Source organism: Aliihoeflea sp. 2WW (genome assembly GCF_000497755.1).
In the GTDB taxonomy this organism is placed as follows: Bacteria; Pseudomonadota; Alphaproteobacteria; order Rhizobiales; family Rhizobiaceae; genus Aliihoeflea.
Map to the genome: position 1 here is coordinate 67,563 of NZ_AYOD01000011.1, position 18,058 is coordinate 85,620.

Genomic DNA, 18,058 nt, shown 5'->3' on the forward strand with positions numbered 1-18,058 from the left:
CCAATCGGGTTTCGTGATGGTCGGCGCGTCAGGCGGCGGTGGATGTCCGTGCGGCGACGAGGTCGGAGGGCGCGAGGGCGGGATGGCGCGGCGCGTCGGCAGGCTTTTCTGCCATCATTGTCGTTTTGGCAAAAGCCAATTCGATCCTGCTCACCAGGTTGATCGCGGTGCGGTATTTCTGGCTGGCAAAGGCGCGTTCGAACTCGGACAGCAGCGCGACGAGCATGACGTCGTCGGCCGATACTGCGGAGAGATCGGCGCGTGCCTGGTGGGCATGAGCGAGCCATTCCTGCGCCCTCGCGTGGTCGCGCTTGCCGGTCGACCAGCCGACGCCGATCGGCTCCAGCGCCCAGCGTGCCCAGTGCGTGGCGACCGGCGGTTCGCTCTTGCGGTGCTTGACCTTGTCGATCGTGAAGTCGGGATTGTGGATCGCGAGCGGCATCCGCTCGAGCCACTCGATCAACGGCTGGCGGATGGCGCGCAGGCGCTCGACGTTGCCGCGCTCCTTCGCGCTCGTGGCGACCAGTTCCATCCGTTCGATGTCGATGCCTGCAAGCCGCTGCGGCAGCAGGCGGTGCGAGCGGCGAAAGCGCAGCACCATGTCGCGCGGCAACTGACACGCCCAGCAGCGGCCGCGGATTTCCGCCAGATCGGCCGACCATTCGCGCGCAGTCGGCGCCCGCCCCCTGCCGCGGCGATAGACGAGGCAGGTCATGCCGTCGACATCGGTCGCGCCAAGGAATTCCTGCGTGGGCAGTTGGCCATCCGGCAGCGCCTTCAGGAGAGCGGTCTCGTGGACGGCGGCATGGGCACGCCCTGCGCTGAAGAGCTTGACGAAATAGCGGTCCTCGCCGCGTGCGGCTTCAGCACGCACGTCGAAGACCAGCACATCGGACTGGCCGGTCTGGTGCCAAAGGTCCATTCGCGCCGTGTCGACCTGCGCGCCCGTCGCCGCCGTCAGCGCCGCGGGCAGCCATTTCTCGGGCTCGCCCTTGCCCAGAAGGTCCCAGACGCCCTTGCCGGCGATCGCCGATGCCCCCTGCCAGACATGCCCGCGGAAGAACAGCGAATTGATCTGCAGCTTGATCGGAGACAACGCGATGGCGTTGTTGACGATGCGGGCGAGGCTCTGGAACGTCTGCCGGCCGAGCAGCAGGCTGATGATCGCGAACAGGATGTGGAAGGACGCGCCGCTGATGAATTCCACCACGATCAGCGTCGTGATCGCGAAGAAACCGGTGGAACTCGCCTTCGAGACATATTGCGTGCCGTTGGCCTCCAGCCACTGGCGAAAACCGGGGCTGACGGCGCCGCCGATCGCGGCGACGGCGAACCAGGTGCCCGCCCAGGCGACGACGACGAAGCCGACGCTCGGGTGAAGGTAGCCGATGAGCACGATGACGAGCGCCACGAAGATCGTCGCCGCCAGCGTGTCGGCGAAGCGCCGGCAGGCCTTGTGGACCATGTCGTCCTGGTTGGCGAAGATCGGAAGCTTGTCGGCTTTGGCCAGCACCAGATCCCCGGTGCGCTCGGAGAAGATGTCGATAATCTTGTCGGCGATCAGATGCACGAAATAGATGCCCACGGTCGCGGCGCCGAGGGCGGCGACGAGCACTTCGCGCTCGATCGCCTGGAATGAACTCGGAAAATAGCTCGGCACATGCGGCGAGCCGACAAGGATGATGAGCTTCAGCGGCAGGAAGAACGCGAGCAGGTGCGACACGCGCGAGACGAGCGTCGCCACGACGATGACGGCAAGCGAGACCGGCGCGATACGCACGAGCCGGTTGCAGATCGACAGCGCCCAGCCCGCATAGGCGCGCACATTCCGGATCAGCCACATAGCACTATCCCAATTCGATCGGTCGACTTGCCCTGCAAGCGGCCTCGGCAGATGTTGGCGCGCCGCAGCATAGCGTCATGAGCGACATGTTTCATCATGATTTGACCCACTATCCCTCTATCCCTAAGGGTGGTCCGTCCGCACATAGGCGCGGGGCCTGGCTTCGTCGCCGCCTCCGTCCGTGCCGGAAATCTGCGCGATGGCTACCGCGCCGGTCAGGCGGGCATACATCTCGACCAGAAGATGCTCCTGCGCTTCCCAGTTCAGCCGTTCGGTGGCATTGCGTGCATTGGCCGCGAAGGTTTCCCGCAGGCCGCGATCCTCGACCATCCGTCGCAGCGCCGTCGCCAACGCCTCGGTGTCGTCGGAGGGCACGAGCAGGCCGAGACTGTCGGTCTGGACGATCTTGCGTATCTCCGGAAAATCGGACGCCACGACCGGCAGTCCGGCCATGACATATTCGAACAGCTTGTTGGAATCGGTCGTGTAGTGGTTGAGGCAGGTATTCTCGATCGGCTGCACGCCGATATCGGCCGAACGCGTATAATCCGGCAACTGGTCGAGATCGACCTTCGGGATCAGCTTCACCCGTTCCTCGAGTTTCAATTCGGCGATCACCTTGCGGACGGCGGGTTCCGACTTGCCGCTGCCGATATAGACGACATAGGCGCCCGGAACCGACGCTGCGGCGGCCGCCAGCCGTTCAAGGCCCCGGCCGGACTGGATGCCACCCTGATAGACGATGATCGGCCAGTCCTCGCGCAGCCCCAGTTCGTCGCGAATGCGGGTCGAAGGTACCCATTCCTGCCGGCGCGGCCGGTTCTGGAGAACCATCGGCCGGGGCACCTTGTAGGCCCGGGCGAAGAATTGCGCCCGCGCGTCGGTGGTGGTGATCGTGGCGCCGGCGCGGGGCATCAGATGCTTTTCGATCCAGCCGATGAACTTGCGCTCGCGCGCATAGCCCTCGCGATCGGTGCTGATCTCGTGCGCATCATAGACGAGCGCAGCGCGGGTGAAAACGGAGGCGAGCCAGGCGGTTGGTAGCGTATTGAAGTCATGTGCGTGGACGACATCGGGGCGCGATGCGACGAGCGCGGCGAGAAGCGCGCTGTGCGTCGTCCCACGCGTAACGATGCCGGCCGCCAGACGAAGCTTGCTGCGCGACGCCGGCTTGGCGGAGGTGGCCGAAGCCGCACTCGGCGCATGATCGCCTGCCGGCTTCGCCGTCAGGCCGAGGCGCTGGCGCAGGGTCCAGAACGGGCTGCGCATCACGCGCACGACCTCGACCCCGGAGCCGAGCGTCTCGCGCCGCTGCGTTTCTCCAGGCGTGTGAAGCGCGAACACCGTCACCTGGTGTCCGGCCGCCTGAAGCGTCTCGGCTTCCTTCAGCACACGCGCATCGTTGCGGAAATTGTTCCACACGATCATGGAAACTCGAGACATACCGAACTTTCTCTTGGGGCGGATCGCGGTGTTGCCGCTCAGAAGCAAGCGTCAGCGTAACCGTCGCGCCCTATCGCGAATAGCGCCGTGTCTGCCGCATTCGAAACAAGTCAATAGGGAGGCGCGGTTGCGCCTCCCCGTCGAGACTTTGCAGATAAGCCACCGGGCTACCGGGGAAAAGAGGCGGAACGTGGACCTCACTCGGCCGGGCGCACCGGCGCGGCCGCGCGGTCGATGTCCGCTTCGTCCACGCGGGCCTGCTGCGACGGCGGCGCTGGCTGATACTCCGGCACGATATGCCGCAACAAATCGATGACCCGGCCGGCATCCTCCGCCTCGGCGGCTTTCTGCAAATTGTCGAGCGTGCGCTTCATCAAGGTGCCGTCGATAATGCGCGGCAGGGCGATGACATAGCCGTCGTCGAGATGCGAACCCTTGAGTTCGCTCGGATCGAAAAGCTCCTCGTAGAGCTTTTCGCCCTGGCGGGGTCCGATGAATGAGATTTCGATGTCGATGCCCGGCCGCAGCCCGGCAAGCTGGATCATCCGCTCGGCCAGGTCGAGAATGCGCACCGGCTTGCCCATGTCCAGGACCGTGATCGTCCCGCGTTCCGGCCCCGTGTCCAGCGTCTTCGCGGTAGCGTGGAGAACGAGGCGCACCGCTTCGGGAATCGTCATGAAATAGCGCACGATCTGCGGGTGCGTGACGGTCACCGGACCGCCGGTCAGGATCTGTTCCTGAAAGCGCGGGACGACGGAACCGTTCGATCCCAGCACATTGCCGAACCGCACGGTCTTGAACCGGGTCGTCGCCGACGTCACGTCGATCGCCTGGCAATAGGCCTCGGCAGCCCGCTTCGACGCGCCCATGATGTTCGTCGGATTGACGGCCTTGTCGGTCGAGATCATCACGAAGATGGCGGTGCCGTGCTTCAGCGCCGCATCGGCCGCGTTGCGCGTGCCGATCACGTTTGTCTTGATCCCTTCGATCGGATTGTCTTCGACGATCGGTACATGCTTCAGCGCGGCCGCGTGGAAGACGATCTGCGGCCGGTGGGTGGCGAAAACCGCATCGAGCCGCAGGGCGTCGCGCACGCTGACAAGCTGGGTGACGATATCGAGATGCGGAAAGCTGTCGCGGATTTCGGTGTCGAGCAGGTAGGTGTTGTGCTCGGAATTGTCGGTCAACACGAGGCGGCTGGGATCGAACTGCGCGATCTGCCGGACGAGTTCGGAGCCGATCGACCCGCCCGCGCCGGTCACGAGCACGACCTTGCCGCGAATGAGGTCGGCGACCGAACTGACGTCGGTGACGATCTCGGTCCGGCCGAGGAGTTCGCGTATCTCGATCGGGCGCGGTTCGAGGACGCCGGTCGGACCGACATGCGACATTTCCATCTGGTCGGGAATGCGCGTCGTCCTGAGGCCGGCGGCCGTTGCCCGGTCGACGATCTCGATCAGCCGCTGCCGGTCAGGCCGCGATTCCGCGACGACCAGTTCCGATACGTAAACCCGCTGGCGCTTCAAACGGGCCACGACGGCATCAATCTCGTCGAGCCGGCCATAGACGCGCACGCCCTGCATGGACTGCGAGGTGATGCGATCATCGAGTATGCCGACGACGTCGAACTGATTGACGGGCGAGCGGCGCGTGGCACGAATGAACGCATCGGCCTCGGATGTGTAGCCGAGGATCAACACGTAGCGAGTGCCTGCCGCATGCTTGCGGATGCCGCGTCGCAGAAACCCGCCCTCGACCGCCAGGCGATACATGATGCGCGGTCCGGCAAGCCCCGCGAACATCAGGAAGCTGGTCAGGATCAGCACGCTTCTGGGCACGTTGCTGCCGCGCGAGACGAGAAAGGCACCGGCCGTGTAGACGACCACCGCAAGGACCGTGGCCTTGCCGAGATTCATCATCTCCGGCAGCGAAACGAACCGCCAGGAGCCGCGATGCGTGGCGAAGAGGATGAAGGAGACCGCGCAGATCGCCGTGAACATCAGCGTCTTTTCGGCGATTCCCGGCACGGAGGGCACGAATTCGATGCGAAACACGATGCCGTAGGCCGCCAGAAACGCGATTGCAGCGACCGCGCAGTCCAGGAGGAAACTGAGCGGCCTCCACAAAACCGTTCTGGGCATTGACAGTTTCATACTCGAACCAATCCAGGCATCGCCCTCAAGGGATGGTCAATGAACTGAGCGCCGCGACGATCCAGCAACGCCACAGGTTGCATCACCTCGGCGACGAAGGCGATAAACAATGTTACAGATTCCGGTCCAATGCGCGTCGAAATGCGAGAATCCCCCAGATGAAGCGGATCGTGATTACCGGCGCCAGCGGAGTGATCGGCACCGCGCTACTCGACAATCTGCGGGAGACAGGCGACGCGATCACGGCCGCATCAAGGCGTGAAGCGCATTTCCCACCGGGCGTCCGGCATGTCAAGGTCGGGGAGGTCGGCGCCGAAACCGACTGGCGCGACGCTCTCGAGGGTCAGGACGCGCTCGTCCATCTGGCTGCCCTCCTCCCGAGCCCCGCGCATTCGCCCGACGATTTCGACCGCGTGAATGCGGCCGGTACGGCGCGAATCGTCGAGCAGGCGGAGCGATATGGCATCAAGACCATCATCTTCCTGTCGAGCATCGCCGTCGTGACCGCCAACGCGAACAGTGTGGCAGTCGACGATATAACGCCGCCCAACCCGGCAAACGCCTATGGGCGGTCCAAGCTCAGGGCGGAAGAAGCCGTCATGCGTTTCGCATCGATCGGCCGGACCGGCATTTGCCTGCGCCCGCCGCTCGTCTACGGCGCGCAATCGCGCGGCAATTGGCGCGCGATGATGACGCTCGCCGCATCCGGCCTGCCGCTGCCTTTCGGGGCCGTCGACAACCGGCGGACCATGATCAGCGTCGGTAACCTCGTCGGCGCCATCCGCCACTGCCTTGAAAACGCCTCGCCCGAAAGGAGCGGCGCATATGCAGTTGCCGATCGCGAAAGCGTCAGTCTTGCGCAGATGTTTCGAGACCTGCGCGAAGGCATGGGTCGGCGGCCCTTGCTCGTGCCCGTTCCCGCCCCGCTTCTGGCTGTCCCGCTTCGCCTTGCCGGCAAGGGGCAGATCGCGGACAGCCTGTTCGGCGATCTCGAGGTGGACTCAAGCCGCTTTCGCGATGCGTTCGCCTGGTCGCCGCCGGAAAGCGCGCGCGACGCGATCCGACGCTCGGGGCAGGAATTCGCCGCTACTCGACGGTGACGGACTTGGCGAGGTTGCGCGGCTGGTCGACGTCCGTGCCCTTGAGCACGGCCGTGTGATAGGCGAGCATCTGCAGAGGCACGGCGAAGACGAGCGGCGCGAGAAGTTCGGGTGCGGTCGGCACGACGATCGTCTCCAGCGTCTCGATACCGGCCTTTTCAGCGCCCTTCTCGTCGGTGATCAGGATGATCTTGCCGCCCCGCGCCGCCACTTCCTGCATGTTCGACACGGTCTTTTCGAAGACGCGGTCATGCGGTGCGACGACGATGACGGGCATGTTCTCGTCGATCAGGGCGATCGGGCCATGTTTCAGTTCGCCCGCGGCATAGCCTTCGGCGTGGATATAGGAGATTTCCTTCAGCTTCAGCGCGCCTTCCACGGCGAGCGGATAGCTGGTGTCGCGACCGAGATAGAGGGCGTGGCGGGTGTGCTGAAGTTCGCGCGCGACCTTCTCGACCTGCTCGACGACCTTGAGCGCGGAATTGATGTAGCGGGGGGCCTCGGCAAGCTGGCGCACCAGACGCGCCTCGTCCTCAGCATTGATCGTGCCGCGCTGGACGCCGGCGCGAACGGCGAGCGAGGCGAGGACGGCGAGCTGGCAAGTGAATGCCTTGGTCGATGCAACGCCGATTTCCGGACCCGCGAGCGTCGGGAAGGTCCCGTCGGATTCGCGCGCGATGGTCGATTCGCGAACATTGACGACCGCGCCGATCTTCATGCCCGCCTGGCGGCAATAGCGCAGCGAGGCGAGCGTGTCGGCGGTCTCGCCGGACTGCGAGATGAACAGCGCCGCGTCCTTGGCCGCCAGCGGCATCTCGCGGTAGCGGAACTCGGAAGCGATATCGATGTCGACCGGAAGGCGCGCATGGCGCTCGAACCAGTATTTGCCGACGACGCCGGCAAGGTAGGCCGTGCCGCAGGCCGAGATGGCGAGGCGGTCGATCGACGAAAAGTCGAACGGCGCGGCCATGTCGCGGGTGCGGCCGGTGGAGAAGTCGAGATAGTGGGCGAGCGTGTGGGAGACGACCTCCGGCTGCTCGAAGATCTCCTTCTCCATGAAGTGGCGGTAGTTGCCTTTGTCGACGACATAGGCCGCGTTGGCAGCCTGCCTTCTCTCGCGATTGACCGCGTTGCCGGCAGCATCGAACACGGCAAAGCTGTCGCGGCGAACCACCGTCCAGTCACCGTCTTCCAGATAGGTGACGGCATTGGTGAAGGGCGACAGCGCGATGGCATCGGAGCCGAGGAACATTTCGCCCTTGCCGTGACCGATCGCCAGAGGGGGGCCGTTGCGGGCGCCGACGATCAGGTCGGCATCGTCGGCGAACATGATGGCGAGCGCGAAGGCGCCCTCCAGCCGCCGGATCGCGGCATGGGCAGCCTCAACCGGGCTGGCGCCGTTCTTCACCCCATGCGCGACGAGATGGGCGACGACTTCGGTGTCCGTCTGCGAGGCGAAGGAATACCCGTCGCGCTTCAGCTCCTCGCGAAGCTCCGCGAAATTCTCGATGATGCCGTTATGGACGACCGCGACGCCGCTGGAAAAGTGCGGGTGGGCATTGGTCTCGTTCGGAACGCCGTGCGTGGCCCAACGCGTGTGGCCGATGCCGATCGTGCCGTCGAGAGGCTCCTCGTCGAGGCGGCGCTCCAGATTGACGAGCTTGCCCTCCGCGCGCCGGCGATCGAGCCCGGCGTCCGACAGCGTCGCGACGCCGGCGGAGTCGTAACCGCGATATTCGAGGCGCTTGAGCGCGTCCACGATCAGGGGGGCGACGGGGCGTGTGCCCACGATTCCAACGATACCGCACATATCAGGACCTCATCGGGAGAGTACCGCCCCGCGTGACGGCATCCATTTCGGTTAAAGCTGCATTGCGACTCCGAAAACCCGTTCGGGATCGCGCAGATCGATGTTTCGGCGGCCATAGCATTGCGGTTTTGACGCCGCAAGGCTGGCCACCCGGTGCGTCAGGCCCGTTCGTCCCGGATCATCGCTTCCACGATCGCCTGTCTGTCGGCGAGAAGCGCGACGTCGCCGCGCGTCTCCAGATTGAGACGCAGAAGCGGCTCGGTGTTCGATGCGCGCAGGTTCAGGCGCCAATCGTCGAATTCCATCGACAGCCCGTCCAGCCAGTCGGTCGTGCGCGCCTTGCCGGCCAGATTGTCGGCGATGCGCTCCTGAACCCGGCGGCTGTCCGGTACGGTGAAATTGATCTCGCCCGAACACGGAAACGCCGCGATGCGGTCGGCGAGGAGATCGGCCAGCGACACGTCGCGCGCCGAGAGTTCCGCGACGACCGCGAGCCAGGCCAGCATGCCGGAATCGCAATAGGCGAAATCGCGGAAATAGTGATGCGCGCTCATCTCGCCGCCATAAATGGCGTCCTCCTCGCGCATCTTCTGCTTGAAGAAGGCGTGCCCGGTCGGGCAGGCTTTCGCGACACCGCCCATCTGGCCGACGATGTCGATCGTGTTCCAGCAGACGCGCGGATCGTAGATGATCGGCGAGCCGGGATGGTCGCGCAGCATGGTCGCCGCGATCATGCCGACGAGGTAATAGCCTTCGACGAATTCGCCGCGATGGTCGTACAGGAAGCAGCGGTCGAAGTCGCCGTCCCAGGCAATGCCGAGATCGGCGCCCGTCTCGCGCACGGCGGCGCTCGCGCGCAGGCGCTTTTCCGGCAAAAGCGGGTTCGGGATGCCGTTCGGCAGGCGCGGATCGGGCTCGTGGTCGACGCGCACGAACTCGAAGGGCAGATGCGGCTCGAGCATGTCGAGTACGGGCCCGGCGCAACCATTGCCGGCATGGACGACGATCTTCATCGGCCGCAAGGGCTTGGCTGCGACGGATGAGAGCAGCCGGTCGACATAGGCCCGGCGCGGCAGGATGTCGTGCAGGTGCCCGCGCGCGGCGTAGTCCGCCACCGCCGGCAGCGGGATTTCTGAAAGGACGACGTTCTCCAGCGCGTCGAGCGCGTTCTCGCGGGTCGCGGCGCGTGCGCCCGAAAGCACCATCTTCAGCCCATTGTAGTCGGCCGGATTGTGGCTCGCCGTGACCATCAGCCCGGCATCGGCGCCGCTTGCGGCGGTGTGGAAATAGACCTCCTCCGTGCCGCACATGCCGAGCGGAAGAACGTCGACGCCCACATCCAGCAGTCCCTGAGCCAGCGCCAGCGCGAAGGCCGGGCTTTCCTGGCGCATGTCGTGGCCGACGACGACCGCGCGCGGGGTCAGCTCGCGCCCGACGGCCTTGCCGAAGCGGTGCATGAAGGCGACGTCGATTTCCTGCGGGATGCGGCCGCGAACGTCATAGGCCTTGAAGGGCGATCCCAATGGCGTACTCCGCTGAAGACTTGATGGGGCAAGTTGCACAATTTGCGTTCACGACATGTAAATTGGACTTTGTCATGAATACTCCGGAACGGAACCGGGAAAGACAGCGGGGACGCGCGAATGCTTTTGCCTATCATCATGGCTGGCGGGTCGGGGACCCGGCTCTGGCCGCTTTCGCGACAGCTCTACCCCAAGCAGTTCCACGCGCTGGTCGGCAATGAAACCATGCTGCAGGCAACAGTCTCCCGCCTCGATGGCCTCGACGCGCAGACGCCGCTCATCATCTGCAACGAGGAACAGCGCTTTCTGGCCGCCGAGCAGATGCGCGTCGCGGACGCGGGGGATGCGACGATCCTGCTCGAGCCGGTCGGCCGCAACACGGCGCCCGCGATCGCACTTGCTGCGATCCGCGCGTCGGCAGGCGGGCACGATCCGGTCCTGCTCGTCCTTGCCGCCGACCATCACATCCGCCAATCCGAGGCGTTCCGCGATTGCGTGCGCGCCGGCGTGAAGCTGGCGACGGAAGGCAAGCTCGTCACCTTCGGCATTGTCCCGGCGAGCGCCGAGACGGGCTATGGCTACATCCGCAAGGGCAATCCGCTTGGGGCGGGCTTCGAGGTCGCCGCCTTCGAGGAAAAGCCCGACGCCGCCACCGCCGGGCGCTACGTCTCGGAAGGCAACTACCTCTGGAACAGCGGCATGTTCATGTTCCGCGCCCGCCGCTATCTGGAAGAGTTGAAGAAATTCCGGCCAGATATCCTCGCCGCCTGCCGCCAGGCGATGGCCGCGACGACGCCCGACATGCAGTTCGTGCGCGTCGACGCCAAGGCGTTCGCCGAGTGTCCCTCCGAATCCGTCGACTATGCGGTCATGGAAAAGACCAAGGACGCCGTCGTTCTGCCGCTCGACGCCGAGTGGAACGACATCGGCTCGTGGTCGGCGCTGCTGTCCGTGCAGGAGCGCGACGGCGACGGCAACTCGTTCTCAGGCGATGTGCTGTCGATCGGCACGCGCAACACGCTGGTGCGCGCCGATGGCCGCCTCGTCGCGCTCGTCGGCATCGAGGACCTGGTCGTGGTCGAGACCAAGGATGCGCTGCTCGTGGCGCACCGGGACAAGGTTCAGGACGTCAAGGGCATCGTCGACCAGTTGCGCGAGGCCGGCCGCACCGAGCACCTGAACCATCGCGACGTCTACCGGCCGTGGGGCCACTACGATTCCATCGATGTCGGGGAGCGCGACCAGGTCAAGCGCATCACGGTCAATCCGGGCGCCAAGCTCTCGGTTCAGATGCACCATCACCGCTCCGAGCATTGGGTCGTCGTGCGCGGCACCGCGCGGGTGCACAAGGGCGAGGAGACAATCATGCTGACGGAGAACGAATCCGTCTACATCCCGCTCGGCGAAATCCACGCACTCGAAAATCCCGGCAAGATCCCGCTCGAACTGATCGAGGTCCAGACCGGCTCCTATCTCGGCGAAGACGACATCGTGCGCTTCGAGGACCGCTACGGCAGGTCGTAGACCGAGCTAATCGAGCGGCAGCACGTCGACGGCCTGCGTGGCCGTCTGGCCGCCGGCGGTGCGGATGACGCCGCGCACCGGCGGCACGTCGGCGTAGTCGCGGCCATAGCCGACGACGATGTGGTCGGCGCCGACCACGAGGTCGTTGGTCGGGTCGAACTCGACCCAGCCGGTCTTCGCCCCGCACCAGGCCGACACCCAGGCGTGCATGGCATCCGCGCCCTCGAGCCGCTCTTCGCCCGCCGGCGGAATCGTGCGCAAATAGCCGCTGACATAGGCGGCGGGAATGCCGAGGTGCCGCAGGGCGGCGATCATGATGTGGCTGAAATCCTGGCAGACGCCGTGCCGCGCCTCGAAGGCCTCGGCCAGCGGCGTGTCGACATCGGTCGCCTCGGCGTCGTAGCGCATGTCCTTGTAGAGTGCGGCGTTGAGCGACAGCGCCGTATCGAAGACCGTGCGCGCTGAATGCTCCCGCGCATAGTCGCGGATGCCCGCATGAGGCGGGACGAGCGCCGACGCGTTGAGGAAATGCGCAGGCGAGCGCCCCAGAAGTGTCCTGTCGGAATCGAGTTCGGCACGCAGATCGGCAAGGGAAACCGAATCCGAAATGGCATAGGACGGCGCCGTGCGCTCCACCCGCGCCTGCGCGGTGTAGACCAGATCGTCGGGGATGGCGTCGAAGGCGCAGTCGGTGACGGGATTGCCGAAAAAATCCACCCGCGCCGAGCGCTCACGCGGCACCGGATCGACGTCGACATGGCCGGCGATCAACCTTTGGTGCGCGCCGATCGTCTGCGGCAGGACGCGGATCGCGTGGCGCCCGCCGCCGGCAAGGCCGGAATAGTCGAAGCGCATGGTCAGCCTGATGTCATAGAGCATGGCGCGTCATCCAAGGTAGGCCGCGGCGACGAGGTCGGAGATGATCTCCAACTCGCCATGCACGCGTTCGAGGAAGAGGGCGTCGACCTCCTGCGCCTGCGCGGTCGCAAGCTCGGTGTGGAGCCGGAGCGTCGCGCGCGCCAGGTCGCCGGCCCGGCCGGCAAGCCCGCCATCGGGCAGCAATTGCACCTGGTCGTTGATTTCCGCGACCTGGAACAGGATGGAGCGCGGGTTCATCGGGTCGAGCGCCAGCAGCGCCACGACGCTTTCAGCGCTTGCTTCGAGCGAAAAGCGGCGGCGATGGGTCAGGACGCTGTCGCCGATCTCGATGGCGATATCGAGCGCGCCTTCCGGCGCATCGTCGGCGATCATGAAGCCGAGCATGGAGGCCGTCGCGATGGCGCGCTCGATCGAGCGGCCGATCCGCATGAAGCGCCAGCCGGTGAAACGGTACATATTCTCATGCGCAAGGCCGGAAAAACCGGTGATTTTGCGCAGAAGAACGCCCATTATCCGCCCGTTTGGGTCTGAAACCTCGTCTTTCTCGCTCATATTCCGGGTCGTTGCGGCCAAATCCTTGAGCGCCGCCCAGCCATCGATCGAGAACCGGTCGCGCACTTTCGAGGCGCTGAAGACGGCCGAGCCGATGGTCGCGGACAGTGCTTCGGGAATGCGCTGGGCAAGGTCGATGCCCGAATCTTCCAGCAACTCGCCGAAATGGACGAGCAACGGCGTTTCCTCGCCGCCCGCCTCCGCCGCGCGCACGCGATAGGCACGCACCAGTCGCATCGTGTCTTCGGCGCGTTCCACATAGCGCCCGAGCCAGAAGAGATTGTCGGCGGCTCGGGCCGGCAGCGCGCCCTGCTGCGCCTTGAGATTGGCCGCATGCTCGCCGGAAAGGAGGCTGATCGCTTCGACCGGCTTGTCGGCGACGACCCAGACATCGGCGACCTTGCCGCCGAGCGCCAGGCTTGCCGCACCGCCCTCGCCCGCCGCGATGCGTGCATAGCCGCCGGGCAGCGCCTGCCAGCCATCGGCGGTGCGCGCCAGGAAAACGCGCAGGCTGAACGGCCGCGCGACCAGCGTTTCGCCGTCGAGAGCCGGCGTCGAGCCGAGAGAGACGATCTCCTGCGCGACGAAGAGTTCGGGATGCGTTTCGGGCGAAGCGTCGACCGAGAAGCCGTGGGTGGACAGCGGCACGTCGCCTTCATAGGGGAGGCTGGTCGAGAGCGCGGAGGAGCGGTGCAGATCGGTCCGCTCCGCGACGGCCGTGCGCGTCGCCTCGTCGCCGCACCACCATGTCGCGACATTGGGCAGGGCGAGCGGTTCGCCATGGAGGATTTGCGAAAGGCGCGGCATGAAGGCGAGGAGTGCGCGCGTTTCGAGAATGCCGACGCCGAGCGCGTTGACCATGGCGAGGCTGCCCTGCCGCAACGCCGAGACGAGGCCCGGCGTGCCGAGGCGCGAGCGGTCGTCGAGTTCGAGCGGATCGGCATAGCTCGCGTCGAGACGCCGCCACAGGACGCCGACCGGCTGCGGGCCGGAGACGGTGCGCACCATCAGGCGGCCGTCGCGCACGGTCAAATCCTCGCCTTCGAGAAGCGACAGGCCGAGATAGCGCGCGATGTAGGCGTGCTCGAAATAGGTGTCGCTGTGCGGCCCCGGCGTCAGGATCGCGGCACGCCCTTCCCCGCCCGGCGCCAGCGATTGCAGGCTGGAGCGGAAATCGCGGAAGAAGCCGGCCAGCCGGTGGACGTTGGTGTGGGCGTAGAGTTCGGCAAAGATGCGCGCGGTTGCGACGCGGTTTTCGAGCGCGAAGCCGGCACCGGAGGGCGCCTGCGTGCGGTCGCCGAGCACCCACCAGCTACCGTCGACCGAGCGCGCGACGTCGAAGGCGACGATGTTCAGGCGGTGGCCGGAGGCGGGCGGCACGCCAGCCATCGGGCGCAGCCATTCGGGGCTCTGCGCGACGATTGCCGCCGGCAGGTGCCCGTCCGCGACGAGCCGGTTTTCGCCGTAGATGTCGGCCGCGACGGCTTCCAGAAGCTCGGCGCGCTGGACGAGGCCGGAAACGAGGCCGGACCAGTCCTTCTCGTGGATCAGGACGGGGAGATGGCTGAGCGGCCAGACGCGCTCGGCATCGCCAGCGCCGAACTGGCGCAGATACACGCCGGCATCGCGCAGATATTCGTCGCCGCGCGCGACGCGGCCTTCGATCTCGCCCGGCTTCATCCGGGCCAGATCGTCGACGAGGCCGCGCCAGAGCGGACGTACCGCGCCGTCGCCATCCAGAAGCTCGTCATGCGTTCCGGGGAACGCACGATAGGTTTCCAGAAGCGCGGAGCGCCTTTTCGGCAGGGATGGGCGGGGCGACGGGGCGGTCATAGGTTCGCCGGACGCCTCAAATCGAGGGTGGACGGGAACTCGGGATGCGGCGTCTCGCGCACCGCTTCGAAGCGGCCGGGCGTGTGCCCCCAAGGCTCGAAACGCGACAGCCGCCGGGCCTCTGCCTCGTTGTTGTTGATCGGGAACGTTTCGAAGTTGCGCCCGCCCGGATGGGCGACGTGGTAGACGCAGCCGCCGAGCGAGCGCCCCGTCCAGTTGTCGTAGATGTCGAAGGTCAGCGGAGTATCGACCTTGAGGACCGGGTGAAGCGCCATCGAGGGCTGCCAGGCTTTGTAGCGCACGCCCGCCACTGCGATGCCGTTCCCCACCTTTTCCAGCGGCATGCGCCGGCGGTTACAGGTCACGGCATAGCGCGAGGGGTCAGCCGCCTGAAGCTTGACCTGAAGGCGCTCTGTCGAACTGTCAGTGTAGCGAACCGTGCCTCCAATCGCGCCGGTTTCGCCGAGCACATGCCACGGCTCCAGCGCCTGACGCAGTTCGAGCCTGACGCCCTCGACCTCGATTTCACCGCAGAACGGGAAGCGAAACTCGGCCTGCGCCTCGAACCATTCGGATCGGAACGCGAAACCGTGGTCCTTGAGGTCAGCCAAGACGTCGAGGAAATCGGTCCAGGCGTGGTGCTGGAGCATGAAGCGGTCGTGCAAAGCCGTGCCCCAGCGCGTGAAGGCGCCCTTGACCGGCGCCTGCCAGAGGCGGGCGATGATGGCGCGGACCAGCAACTGCTGGGCGAGCGACATGCGCGGATTGGGCGGCATCTCGAAGCCGCGGAATTCCACCAGCCCCAGCCGGCCGGTCGGCCCGTCCGGCGAATAGAGCTTGTCGATGCAGATTTCCGCGCGGTGCGTGTTGCCGGTCACGTCGGTCAGGAGATTGCGCAGCAGGCGATCCGTCAGCCAGGGCAGCGGCTGGCCGCCCTCCTGCGGATCGGGAATCTGCGCCATCGCGATCTCGAGTTCGTAGAGCCCATCGTGGCGAGCCTCGTCGATGCGCGGCGCTTGGCTTGTCGGGCCGATGAAGAGGCCGGAGAACAGGTAGGAGAGTGACGGATGGCGCTGCCAGTAGAGGATCAGGCTGCGCAGCAGATCGGGACGACGCAGGAACGGACTGTCCATCGGCGTGCGGCCGCCGACGACGACATGGTTGCCGCCGCCGGTGCCGGTGTGGCGGCCGTCGATCATGAACTTGTCGGCGCCGAGGCGGCACTGGCGCGCCTCCTCGTAGATCGCCTCGGTCGTCGCCACGCAATCCCGCCAGGACGAAGCCGGATGGATGTTGACCTCGATGACGCCCGGATCGGGCGCGACGCGGATGACGTTCATGCGCGGGTCGGCCGGCGGGGCGTAGCCTTCGATATGAACCTTGACGCCGAGCTTCTCGGCCGCGTTCTCGGCGGCGGCGACCAGTTCGAGATAGTCCTCGATGCGCTCGACCGGCGGCATGAAGACGCAAAGCCGGCCGTCGCGCGGCTCGACGGAAAGCGCGGTGCGCACGGCGCCGCCGAGTTCGCCGATCTCCTGCGGGACGATGGCCTGCTGGGGCGTCGCGGCGGTGAAGCTCGCCACCTTCTGATCCGGTTCCGGCGGTTCGGGCAGCGACCCGCGCTCCTCGGTCGGATCGGCCGGGTTCACATAGGGATATTGCGCCGGCGGCACGTAGGGGAGCGAGCCCAGCGGAAGGCGATAGCCGACCGGGCTGTCGCCGGGCACGAGGAAGAGATGCCCGCGCCGCACGTTCCAGACCTCGGACATCCAGCGCGGCGCGGTCGCCGCCGCCTGCCAGCGCTGCACCGGCAGGACGTAGCCGGACGGCTCAGTCAGCCCACGGCCGAAAACACGCGCGATGCGGTAGCGCTCCTCGGGGTCCTTCAGTTCGGAGTTTTCCGGCGTGACGTTCTCGGGAAGCTGGCCTTCCTTCAACAGCCACTCGGCCGGGTCCTCATAGGCGGCCACCACGTTCTCGCCGGGAAGCCCGAGCTCTCCGGCGATGGCCTGGAGCAGGCTTTCCGCCTCCTGCGGCGAAGCCGTGCCGCCGCCCGCTTCCGTCGCGATCCGGTCCGCATCGCGCCAGATATGCTTGCCGTCGTCGCGCCAGTAGAGCGAGAAGGTCCAGCGCGGCAACGTCTCGCCCGGATACCACTTGCCCTGCCCGTAATGCAGGAAGCCACCGGGCGCGAAGCGGTCGCGAAGCCGTCGGATCAACTGGTCTGCAAGCGCGCGCTTGGTGGGGCCGACCGCGTCGGTGTTCCATTCGGCGGATTCGAAATCGTCGATCGAAACGAAGGTCGGCTCGCCGCCCATCGTCAGCCGCACGTCGCCGGCCGTCAGCGCCGCGTCCACCTGCTCGCCCAGTCGGTCGAGCTCGGTCCAGGCTTCGTCGGAAAAGGGCTTGGTGATGCGCGGATGCTCGGCGACACGCGTCACCTTCATGTCGAAGGCGAAATCGACCTCGGCATAGCTCGCCAGTCCGGAAATCGGCGCGGCGTTGGAGAAGTGCGGCGTCGCGGCCAGCGGGATGTGGCTCTCGCCGGTCAGGAGGCCGGATGTCGGGTCGAGCCCAATCCAGCCCGCGCCGGGCAGATAGACCTCGGCCCAGGCGTGAAGGTCGGTGAAGTCATGGTCGGTGCCTGCCGGCCCGTCGAGCGCGACGAGATCAGGCTTCAACTGAATGAGGTAGCCCGAAACGAAGCGCGCGGCGAAGCCGAGATGGCGCAGGATCTGGACGAGCAGCCAGCTCGAGTCGCGGCACGAGCCGGAAGCGCGCTCGAACGTCTCCTCGGGCGCCTGTACGCCCGGCTCCATGCGGATGACGTAGCCGATCTCGCGCGCCAACCGCGCATTGAGGTTTACGACGAAATCGACCGAGCGCGTCCGCTCGCGCGGGATGGTGTCGAGAAAAGCCTGAAGGCGCGGGCCGGCGGGCTCCGGCCTGCGGTAGATGACGAGATCATCTTCCAGCGCGGCGGGGTAGTCGAACGGCCAGTGCTCGGCCTCCTCCTCGACGAAGAAATCGAACGGGTTGTAGACCGTCATGTCGGCGACGAGGTCGACCTCGATCTTCAGCTCGCGAACCGGCTCTGGAAAGACGTAGCGTGCCAGCCAGTTGCCGTAAGGGTCCTGCTGGTAGTTCACGAAATGGTTGTCCGGCGCGACCTTCAGCGAATGCGAGACGACCCGCGTGCGGCTGTGCGGCGCGGGGCGCAGACGGATGATCTGCGGGCCGAGCGTGACCGGGCGGTCGTATTTGTAATGGGTCAGATGGCTGATGGCAGCGAGGATCGACATCGGGCGGATGGAGTTTCCATGTGGGATCGGGTCGTGCGGACGTTTCCACAAATAGGTGCGTTGCACCACAGCTTTGTTGGAAAAGAGTTGCATGGT

10 protein-coding genes are annotated in these 18,058 nt (G+C 66.1%); 2 read left to right on the forward strand and 8 right to left on the reverse strand.

Features of this window, described 5'->3' with window-relative positions:
• Positions 1–28: 28 nt before the first annotated feature.
• From ALII_RS0107080 to ALII_RS0107090, 3 genes are all read right to left on the reverse strand, one after another.
• The gene (locus ALII_RS0107080) at positions 29–1,843 is read right to left on the reverse strand and encodes a hypothetical protein (protein ID WP_024586624.1); all 1,815 of its coding nucleotides are present in this window, start codon (positions 1,841–1,843) and stop codon (positions 29–31) included.
• Positions 1,844–1,966: 123 nt separating this feature from the next.
• Positions 1,967–3,271, reverse strand: coding sequence for a glycosyltransferase family 4 protein (locus ALII_RS0107085; protein ID WP_244437362.1), 1,305 nt, complete (start codon positions 3,269–3,271; stop codon positions 1,967–1,969).
• A gap of 212 nt (positions 3,272–3,483) precedes the next feature.
• Positions 3,484–5,427 carry a nucleoside-diphosphate sugar epimerase/dehydratase gene (locus tag ALII_RS0107090; RefSeq protein ID WP_152529560.1) on the reverse strand — a complete coding sequence of 648 codons (1,944 nt, stop codon included), beginning with the start codon at positions 5,425–5,427 and terminating at the stop codon, positions 3,484–3,486.
• 170 nt (positions 5,428–5,597) lie between these two features.
• Here ALII_RS0107090 and ALII_RS0107100 point away from each other — a divergent pair, with 170 nt between their 5' ends.
• Positions 5,598–6,539, forward strand: a complete 942-nt coding sequence (locus ALII_RS0107100; RefSeq protein WP_024586627.1) for an NAD-dependent epimerase/dehydratase family protein — start codon at positions 5,598–5,600, stop codon at positions 6,537–6,539.
• On the opposite strand, the gene glmS is transcribed toward ALII_RS0107100, so the two are convergent.
• Both glmS and ALII_RS0107110 read right to left on the reverse strand, forming a co-directional pair.
• Positions 6,526–8,349, reverse strand: a complete 1,824-nt coding sequence (glmS, locus tag ALII_RS0107105) for a glutamine--fructose-6-phosphate transaminase (isomerizing) (RefSeq protein WP_024586628.1) — start codon at positions 8,347–8,349, stop codon at positions 6,526–6,528. The genes ALII_RS0107100 and glmS overlap by 14 nt on opposite strands.
• Positions 8,350–8,507: 158 nt before the next feature.
• The gene (locus ALII_RS0107110; protein ID WP_024586629.1) at positions 8,508–9,872 is read right to left on the reverse strand and encodes a phosphomannomutase/phosphoglucomutase; all 1,365 of its coding nucleotides are present in this window, start codon (positions 9,870–9,872) and stop codon (positions 8,508–8,510) included.
• 120 nt (positions 9,873–9,992) lie between these two features.
• On the opposite strand from ALII_RS0107110, the gene ALII_RS0107115 reads away from it, so the two are divergent.
• Entirely contained in the window at positions 9,993–11,396 is a 1,404-nt protein-coding gene (locus ALII_RS0107115; protein WP_024586630.1) for a mannose-1-phosphate guanylyltransferase/mannose-6-phosphate isomerase, read from the forward strand.
• A 6-nt stretch (positions 11,397–11,402) separates the two neighbouring features.
• Here ALII_RS0107115 and ALII_RS0107120 read toward each other — a convergent pair whose 3' ends face one another.
• From ALII_RS0107120 to ALII_RS0107130, 3 genes are read right to left on the reverse strand one after another with little or no spacing between them, the layout of a single operon-like run.
• Positions 11,403–12,275 (reverse strand): transglutaminase family protein, encoded by an 873-nt coding sequence (locus tag ALII_RS0107120; RefSeq protein ID WP_024586631.1) that lies wholly within the window; start codon positions 12,273–12,275, stop codon positions 11,403–11,405.
• 6 nt (positions 12,276–12,281) lie between these two features.
• On the reverse strand, positions 12,282–14,660 hold the full coding sequence (locus ALII_RS0107125) for a circularly permuted type 2 ATP-grasp protein (RefSeq protein ID WP_024586632.1): 2,379 nt from the start codon (positions 14,658–14,660) through the stop codon (positions 12,282–12,284).
• On the reverse strand, positions 14,657–17,962 hold the full coding sequence (locus ALII_RS0107130) for a transglutaminase family protein (protein WP_024586633.1): 3,306 nt from the start codon (positions 17,960–17,962) through the stop codon (positions 14,657–14,659). The genes ALII_RS0107125 and ALII_RS0107130 overlap by 4 nt, the downstream gene beginning before the upstream one ends.
• Positions 17,963–18,058 lie beyond the last annotated feature (96 nt).

Coding starts and splice junctions, on each gene's coding strand:
- ALII_RS0107080 (WP_024586624.1), bottom strand. CDS start 1,843: ATGTGGCTGATCCGGAATGTGCGCGCCTATGCGGGCTGGGCGCTGTCG.
- ALII_RS0107085 (WP_244437362.1), bottom strand. CDS start 3,271: ATGATCGTGTGGAACAATTTCCGCAACGATGCGCGTGTGCTGAAGGAA.
- ALII_RS0107090 (WP_152529560.1), bottom strand. CDS start 5,427: ATGCCCAGAACGGTTTTGTGGAGGCCGCTCAGTTTCCTCCTGGACTGC.
- ALII_RS0107100 (WP_024586627.1), top strand. CDS start 5,598: ATGAAGCGGATCGTGATTACCGGCGCCAGCGGAGTGATCGGCACCGCG.
- glmS (WP_024586628.1), bottom strand. CDS start 8,349: ATGTGCGGTATCGTTGGAATCGTGGGCACACGCCCCGTCGCCCCCCTG.
- ALII_RS0107115 (WP_024586630.1), top strand. CDS start 9,993: ATGCTTTTGCCTATCATCATGGCTGGCGGGTCGGGGACCCGGCTCTGG.
- ALII_RS0107120 (WP_024586631.1), bottom strand. CDS start 12,275: ATGCTCTATGACATCAGGCTGACCATGCGCTTCGACTATTCCGGCCTT.
- ALII_RS0107125 (WP_024586632.1), bottom strand. CDS start 14,660: ATGACCGCCCCGTCGCCCCGCCCATCCCTGCCGAAAAGGCGCTCCGCG.
- ALII_RS0107130 (WP_024586633.1), bottom strand. CDS start 17,962: ATGTCGATCCTCGCTGCCATCAGCCATCTGACCCATTACAAATACGAC.